Below are 279 nucleotides of genomic sequence, written 5' to 3' on the forward strand. Positions count from 1 at the left end.
TTTAATGCTTCTTTATGTATTTGTGTGGATGACTTTTGCTGCGATAAATATTTATATTTTTGATGTAACGCCTGTTCAAATTCTGAAATTTCAGAATTATTAGCGTAAAAATTTTTTCTCTTAGCAGAAAAGAAAAACTTTATCACTGCATATAAAAATATTGGCAAGCTTAATACCGATAATACAAACTTGTAAAATGCCTTGTGATGCAACGACTTAAAAGATTCTAAATAAGTAATTATGATAATCACTCCTTGTAAAATAATCTTGAGTAGATTA

1 protein-coding gene is annotated in these 279 nt (G+C 26.9%); it reads right to left on the reverse strand.

From position 1 onward, the window contains the following. Nucleotides 1–212 (reverse strand): hypothetical protein (locus tag GUI70_RS25585; RefSeq protein ID WP_237725144.1); only part of this gene is annotated, 212 nt, incomplete at its 3' end. Between the last annotated feature and the right edge of the window lie 67 nt (nucleotides 213–279).

The sequence above is a fragment of the Deinococcus alpinitundrae genome (assembly GCF_009982895.1).
Lineage (GTDB): Bacteria > Deinococcota > Deinococci > Deinococcales > Deinococcaceae > Deinococcus > Deinococcus alpinitundrae.